The sequence below is a fragment of the Micromonospora sp. S4605 genome (genome assembly GCF_003176715.1).
GTDB classification, from domain to species: domain Bacteria; phylum Actinomycetota; class Actinomycetes; order Mycobacteriales; family Micromonosporaceae; genus Micromonospora; species Micromonospora echinaurantiaca.
The window spans coordinates 1-5,504 of the sequence record NZ_QGSW01000424.1 but is presented as its reverse complement, the minus strand read 5'-3'; the positions used below and the strand labels follow the sequence as shown (position 1 = coordinate 5,504).

Sequence of the window (5,504 nt, the reverse complement as noted above, 5' to 3'; positions counted from 1 at the left end):
GACCTGGACCGGCCGGCGCCCGGCCAGCCCCCACCCCGGCCGCCGGTCCGGATCACCCCACTGGAACTGCCGAAGGCGTCCCGCCGCCTGGCGCTCGCGCGAGGACGGGGACGCGAAGGATGACCATGATCATGAGTAGCGTCGCCGGGTCCCGGCTGGTGCTGGACCCGGGGCCGCGGGCCCTGCTCGACACCGTCGGGCGGGACCCGGACACGCCGCTCACGCTCGGCGTGACCGGGCCGGGCGGGCACGGCCGCAGCGCGTACCTGCGGGAGCTGGGCCGGATCTACCGGGAGGCCGGGACGACCGTGCTGGAGGGCGCTCCGGTGGCCGCCGAGACGGTCGACCCGGAGGCGGTGCTGCTGGTCGACGACGCGCACCTGCTCGACGACGCCCGGCTGCGCGCGCTGCACGCCCTGGTGGTCGCCCGCCGGCACCGGCTGGTCGTCGGCTACCGGCCGTGGCCCCGGCCGGCGGCGCTGGTCGAGCTGGCCGACGCGCTGCGCCGGGACGGGCAGCTGGTCCTGCTCACCCCGTTCGCCCGCGAGCAGACCGCTGCCTACCTGGCCGCCGCCGACCTCGGCCGCCGCTCCGACCTGGTCGACTTCGTGCACACCCAGACCGGCGGCGTGCCCCGGGATGTCGAGCGGCTGGTCCGCGGGCTGCGCGGGCACGGCGGAGCGGTGCCCGCCGAGCCGTCCCGGCAGGTGGTGCTGGAGTTCGCGCCCGACCTGGAGGAACTGACCCCGGACGTACGCCGGCTGCTGCTCGCGGTCGCCGCCGGGGTGCCGCTGCCGGTCGACCTGCTCGGTCCGCTGCTCGGGCGTACCCCCGAGGAGGTGGACGGCCTGGTCGCGGCGACCCGGGCGGCCGGCCTGCTCGGCGCGGACGGCCGGCTCGCGCCGATCGTGCGTCGAGCGGTGGCCGCGCTGAGCCCGGCCACCGACCGCACCGCGGTGTGGCGCCGGCTCACCGAGGTGCAGCTGGCCCGCGGCGGGCCGGTGCTCCCGCTGGTCCGTTCGCTGCTCGCGGCCGGCGTGGCGGCCGACTGTCCGGCCGCCACGCTGGCGGCCGCGGCCGAGGAGGCGCTGGCCGGCGAGCCGGCGCTGGCCGCGGAGCTGTTCGCGGCCGCCGCGGCCGCCGGTCGGCCGGTGGCGGTCCGGCAGGCGGCCGCCGCCGCGCTCGCCGGCGACCTGGACGCCGCCCTGCGGCTGGCCGATCGGCTGCTCGACACGGCCATGCCGGCCGAGCGCGCCGAGGCGGCGACGGTCGCCGCCACGGCGCTCGCGCACCGTGGCCAGCTCGGCCGCAGCGTGGAGCTGTACCGCTGGTCGGGCGGCGCCTCGGCGACGGCGTTCGCGGCCGTCTGCGCGCTCGCCGCCGGTCATCCGGACGACCGCCCGGACGCCGCCGGGCCGGCCCCCGACGGGCCGCCCACCCTGCACGCCAGCGCGGCCCGGCTGATGGCCGACGGGATCGCCGCCAGCGTCGACGGCCCGCCGACCGCCGCGCTCTCCACCCTGGTGCAGGCGGCCGCGCTGCTCGAACCGGCCGGCCGGGCGGTGCTGCTGCCGGACAGCCCGGCCGCGCTCGCCGCGCTGACCGCCCTGCACTGCGGCGAGCTGGAGATCGGCGAACGGGTGCTCGACCGGGCAGTGGCCAGCGGCACCGGCGGGCCGCTGCTGGCTCGGCGGCACCGGCTGTTGCAGGCCTGGATCGCGATGGTCCGCGGCCGTACGGTGCTCGCCGCCGACCGGCTCGCGTCGGTGACCGGTGGCCGGCCGTTGGAGTCGCGGGACCTGCTCTTCGCCACCGCGCTCGAACTCGGCATCGCCCGGCGCAACAGCGACCTCGGCGCCCTCCAGCGGGGCTGGGGGCACGCGCTGGAGGCGCTGGTCCGCCACCCGGTCGACCTGTTCACCCTGCTGCCCCTCGGTGAGCTGGCGATCGCCGGCGCGCGCCTGGGCGACCTGGCGCGCCTGGCGCCGTACCTGCGTGAGGCCCGGCTGCTGCTGGCCCGGCTCGGCGACCCGCCACTGTGGAGCACGCCGCTGCACTGGAGCGGGCTGCACGCGGCGATCCTCACCGAGGAGCCGGCGGCCGCCGACGACCACGTGGCCGCGCTGCTCGCCGCCGCCGGCCACAGCCGGTACGCCGCCGTGGTCGCGGCCGCGGCGACGAGCTGGGTGGAGGTGCTGCGCGGCGTCGTCGACCCGGTCCGGGTGGAGGCTGCCGCCCGCGGGCTGCACGACGCCGGCCTGTGCTGGGACGGCGCCCGGCTCGCCGGGCAGGCGGCGATCCGCACCTCGGACCGGCGGGCGATGACCGCGCTGCTGGACTGCGCCCGGATGTTGCAGGGGCGGCCGGCCGGCGCCAAGGGCGCACCGCGGGCCGAGGACGCCGAGGCCATCGCCAGCCCCGCACCGCACCGGCTCAGCGACCGGGAGCGCGAGGTGGGCGAACTGGTGGTGGCCGGGCTGACCTACCGCGAGATCGGCGACCGGCTGTTCATCTCCGCCAAGACGGTCGAGCACCACGTGGCCCGGATGCGCGCCCGGCTCAACTGCGCCAACCGGGCCGAACTGCTCGCGCTGCTGCGGACGCTGCTGGCCGACCGCTCGGGCGAGGCGCCCGGCCGGCCGTGGCCGGAGAGGCCGACGCCGTGAACCGCGCCGGCACGGTGAGCCCCGTCGACGCCGTGAACCGTGCCGACGCCGCGAACCGTGCCGACGGCGTGGGCCGCGGCGGCTGGGTGGACCGGGCGGGTGCGCTGACCCGGCCCGGCGATCCCCGGATCCGCCGGCAGCTCGCCGCGCTCGCCGTGGTGCTCCTCGCCCTCTGGTCGTACGCCGCCTTCCTGACCGCCCGGGACGCCGCCGACCTGCTCCGGGTGCGGGCGCTCGCGGAGACCGTCGGGCAGCCCACCGAGCAGCTGATCCTCGATCTGCAGGTCGAGCGTCGGGTCAGCGCGGCGGCGATCGCCGGGGACGACCGGGCCCGCACCGCGCTGGCCGGCGCACGGGCGGACACCGACCACTCCGCCGGCGTCCTGCGGGCGGCCGCCGATGGTGTCGACCTCCGGCTGGTCACCGCCGGCGCCGTCCGGGACCGGGTCGACGACCTGCTCGGCCGGTTGGCCGGGCTGCCCGGGCTGCGCGCCGAGGCGGACGTCGGCCGGGCCGCCGCGGTGGCCGGCTACCACGGGCTGATCGACGCCGCCTTCGCCGTCTACGGCCCGGAGTGGGGGGCACGGGAGAGCACCCTGGCCGCCGAGACCCGCGCGGTGATCGGGCTGGCCCGGGCCCGCGAGCTGCTCGCCCGGGAGGACACCCTGGTCACCGCCGCGCTGGCCAACGGCTGGCTCACCGCCGACGACCGGCTCCGGCTGACCGAACTGGTCAGCACCCACCGCCACGTCCGGGCCGAGGCGACCGCCGGGCTCTCCGCCGCCGACCGGAACGAGCACCGCGCCCTGGTGGCGGGGCCGGGGTTCACCGCGCTGCTCGCGCTGGAGGATCGGCTGCTGCGCGCCGGCGAGGACGGGCCGGTGCCGACCGGCGAGCAGTGGCGCGCGGCGGTCGACCCGGCCCTGGCCGGGCTGCACCGGCTGGTGACGTCCGCCGCCCGGGGCAGCGTCGAGCGGGCCACCCCCGGCGCGGCGCTGGTGGTCATCCGCACCGGCGTGGTGCTGGGCCTCGGCCTGGTCGCGGTGCTCGTCCTGCTGGTCGGCTGGGTGGGCACCGTCCGCCGGCTGGCCGCCGCCGCGAGCGGTCCCGCGTCGCCCCGGCCCGCAGTGCCGACCGGCGACCCGGACCGCCGCGACGGCGCCCTCGCCGGGCCCGACCCGTCGACCGCCGGGTTCGCCGGCCACCTGGCCGGCCCCGTCTCGACAGCACCGTCCACCAGGGACACAACCGGTCGGCGCTCGCCCGAGGTGGCGGTTCGGCACGGCGGGACGGCGGTCGCCGAGGCCATCCGGCCGGCGCCGGGCGCGGGGGAGCCGGCTTTGCACGAGCTGTTCGTCCGGCTGACCCAGCGCAACCAGGTCCTGCTGCGTGACCAGCTCACCCTGTTGGACGCCCTGGAGCGCCGGGAGCGTTCGGCCGCCGAGGCCGCCGAACTGTTCCGGCTCGACCACCTGGCCACCCGGATCCGGCGCAACGTGGAGAAGGTGGTCACCCTTGCCGGCGGCACGCCCGCCCGGCGCTGGCGACGGCCGGTGCCGCTGCTGGACGTGGCGCGGGGCGCGGTCGCCGAGGTGGCGGACTACCAGCGCGTCCTCGTCGCGGCGCACTGGCCGTGGACGCTCGCCGGCCCGGCGGTCACCGACCTGGTCCACCTGCTGGCCGAGCTGATCGAGAACGCCCTGGTCTGCTCGCCGGCGAGCAGCACCGTGCGGGTCGCCGCCGAGGCCGCGGCACCGGGCTGCGCCGTCCTGGTCACCGACGACGGGCCGGGGCTCGACGCCGCCGCGCTGGCCGAGCTGAACTGCCTGCTCGCCGCCCCGCCGCCGGGCGGCCCCCCGGTCGGCCAGGCAGGGTTGTACGCTGCCGCCCTGCTCGCCACCCGCCACGGCGTCCGGGTGTCGCTGCGGCCCGGCCCGCGGGGTGGCACGACAGCGGTCGTGTGGCTGCCGGCCGGCCTGGTGGCCCCGACCGGCCCGGATGGCGGCCCAGCCGCGGCGGCTGACGCGCCGGCCCGGGTGGCTGGCGTCCCCGCCGGGGTGGGCGGCCGTCCGGCCGGGCTGGCTGGCGCGCCGGCCGGCGCCGGTGGCCTTCCCGCCGGCCCGGACGGCGGGCCCGAGCGACCACCGGCCCGGTCCGGCGGGCCGGGCGACAGCGGCGGCCTGCCGGTACGAGACCGCAGCCCCGGGTCGGTGCGGCCCGGGCCGGGCACCATCGGCTCCGACACGGTCGAGATGCCGGTTCCCCGAGCACCGAGAGGACGATGATGACGCAATCCCTGGTCAGCGCCGACAGCCTGACCGCCGCCCTGAACGACCTGGTCGACCGGGTGCCCGGGGCCGAGTTCGCGGTGGTGCTGTCCCCGGACGGGCTGCTGCTCGGCGCCTCCCGGGACGTCGACGACGAGCTGGCCGCCCAGCTGTCCAGCATGGTCGCCGGGCTGGAGGCGCTGGGCATGGCGGCCACCCGGGTCTGCGTCGGCGGCGCGCTGCGCCAGGTCGTGGTGCAGATGTCCCGGGCGTTCCTGTTCGTGGCCACCACCCGCAACGGGGCGATCCTCACCGTCCGGATCGGCGGGGACGCCGAGGTCGGCGACATGGCGTACGAGGTGGCGCTCTTCGTGGGGCAGGCCGAACGGCACCTGCCGGTGTACCTGGAACCGGCCTCGATGGCGACGAACGGGGGCCCGGGTGCGGGCGACCGGCGACCCTGACGAGGCGTGGTACGACGACGACGCCGGCCCGATCGTCCGGCCGTACGCGATGACGCGCGGCCGCAGCGCGCCCGACCAGGGGCGGTTCGACCTGATCACCCTGGTGG

At 78.8% G+C, this 5,504-nt stretch carries 4 protein-coding genes; all 4 read left to right on the top strand.

What is annotated here, in order from left to right:
- The first annotated feature begins 125 nt into the window (after positions 1–125).
- A complete protein-coding gene (locus DLJ47_RS32990; protein WP_199236097.1) occupies positions 126–2,666 on the top strand; it encodes a LuxR family transcriptional regulator in 2,541 nt (846 codons plus the stop codon).
- 32 nt (positions 2,667–2,698) lie between these two features.
- Positions 2,699–4,951 (top strand): sensor histidine kinase, encoded by a 2,253-nt coding sequence (locus DLJ47_RS32985; protein ID WP_158289927.1) that lies wholly within the window; start codon positions 2,699–2,701, stop codon positions 4,949–4,951.
- Positions 4,948–5,397: a roadblock/LC7 domain-containing protein gene (locus DLJ47_RS32980; RefSeq protein WP_233258151.1), complete on the top strand. Its 450-nt coding sequence runs from the start codon at positions 4,948–4,950 to the stop codon at positions 5,395–5,397. Before DLJ47_RS32985 ends, DLJ47_RS32980 begins: the two co-directional genes overlap by 4 nt.
- On the top strand, positions 5,375–5,504 hold a 130-nt coding region (locus DLJ47_RS32975), incomplete at its 3' end, for a DUF742 domain-containing protein (RefSeq protein WP_146228261.1). The genes DLJ47_RS32980 and DLJ47_RS32975, both read left to right, overlap by 23 nt.